Origin of the sequence: Mesorhizobium sp. M7A.F.Ca.US.014.04.1.1 (genome assembly GCF_003998745.1) — a bacterium.
Taxonomy (GTDB): Bacteria; Pseudomonadota; Alphaproteobacteria; order Rhizobiales; family Rhizobiaceae; genus Mesorhizobium; species Mesorhizobium ciceri.
Genome location: NZ_RZRW01000881.1, coordinates 1 through 1,707, shown reverse-complemented (window position 1 = coordinate 1,707; position 1,707 = coordinate 1). Strand labels below are relative to the sequence as shown.

General features: G+C 62.3%; 1 protein-coding gene and 1 pseudogene. Both read right to left on the bottom strand.

Annotated elements, in window-relative coordinates; genetic code table 11:
• Positions 1 to 259 precede the first annotated feature (259 nt).
• Complete coding sequence (locus tag EOA22_RS32660) at positions 260 to 1,405, bottom strand: lytic transglycosylase domain-containing protein (protein WP_063170730.1); 1,146 nt, start codon at positions 1,403 to 1,405, stop codon at positions 260 to 262.
• Between the two features lie 52 nt (positions 1,406 to 1,457).
• Positions 1,458 to 1,622 (bottom strand): annotated as a pseudogene (locus tag EOA22_RS32655) (DUF736 domain-containing protein); the annotation flags it as partial.
• Between the last annotated feature and the right edge of the window lie 85 nt (positions 1,623 to 1,707).

Genomic DNA, 1,707 nt, shown 5'->3' with positions numbered 1-1,707 from the left:
CCCCTGCCCTTTGTGCAGCGGCCAGTGCCTGGGAGATGAAGGGGCGTGCACGCTGACTGGCCCGGGAACGAATGCGGCCAGGCCGGACGCGGAATTCGTTATCCGTGCTCATGAGCATTCTTCCCGCGAGGTGCGGCTTCTGTTGAAAACTTTGAGAAATTGCTGATCGCGCACATCGCGGATTTCTCGCGCACATCGCAGAACCGGTGCGCAAACCCTTGAGATCCAACACCCCGACCGAGCCGCACATCGCGGCCCTTTATCCTGCCATCCCTCTTCGCCCTCTCTCACGGCCAACCCTCCCGCCGCAATTTCCGCGACGGAACAGGTCGGAATGCGATTGACCAGGAATGCTGAGATCATTGTGGAGTCGCGGCGGAGGTCTGCACAAACGGATTACGAACAGCGGGGTTCGGACTGATACGCCTTCACTGCGCGAGCCGTCCGGTTGCGGTACAAGGGCCGTAAGATCGGTGACCGCTTTGTCCACGGGTGCTCGCACGCTGGGTGAACGGGTCGCCGTGAAGACGGTCTCTACGGGAACATCAGTCTCGCGCTCACCCTGCGGAACCGAGCTATTCCGTGTGTTCACGACGTGCGCGAAAATCGACGCTTCGAGTGCGCTCGCTCTGCCCGCTCCATGTCGTGCGCGAGTTGGAATGGGAACCGCACCGTTGATCAGCGGCACGAGTTTTCGGACGTAGTCGACTGTCTCTCGCGGCAGCGGCCGGCCCGTCGCAAGATGTTCCTGGTAGCGCCTGGGACCGGCATTGTAGGCAGCAAGGAAGCCGTTCCGGCCGAAGCGGTCGAGCATCTCGCGGAGGTAAGCGGCGCCGGCAAGAATGTTGTCGTGCGGTTGGTAAGGATCGTCGCCAAGATGATGCTTGATCCGCAGTTCTTCCCACGTCGCCGGCATGATCTGCATCAGGCCCATCGCGCCCTTGCTCGACACAGCATGAACATCGCCAAAGCTCTCGACCTGCATGACGGCGCGCAGCAATCGCTCGGAAAGGGCAAACCGCTTTGCAGCCTCCTGGATATGCACAGACCAGGGGTCGGCGGACCAAGTCTTGCTGCTCGGACGCGCCGGCCGCTCATTGCGCGATAGTGGTTCCGCGCAAATTGCGGATACTGAGAGGATGAGGATCACGCATGCGGATAGAATGGCCGTGCCTCTGTGGACGGCAGCGCATGCACCGCCGTCCCGACGTGCGAAAACCCTGCCACCGTGCTCGCTTCCGTCAAGGGCAAGGCTTCGCCGGCCGGACTTGCTTGCCGCAAACAGCTCGGCGATGAGCGTCCGCAGCGATTGGCAAGCGTCCGGCCGCCCTTGACCTTCGCTGTGCGCGGCGGCGGCCTGACAGGCGATCGGGTCGAAGGGTTTGACCAGCGCCCGATCGATCAAAGGGTTTGCTGTGAGCGGTTCGCTGTCGCGGGGTCGAGGCATCCGATCAGCCTCACTCGGCACGCTTGGACGGCCGGCTCCAGTGCAAGGCCCAGACATTTTTCTCGGCATCGGACTGGAACAGATTGGCGCGGATCGCTTGTATGAAGGAGGGATCGTCGATGGCGACGGAGAGATAGGCGCCGGCCTTCTCGCCAGTGCGTTCCCACGCCGCACCGCTCCAACGCCGAATATTCTCAAAGATCCCGTTCCCGGCGAGCCGTGAGGCTCGTGCCAATCATCGTCAAACGCTCATGAAAGGA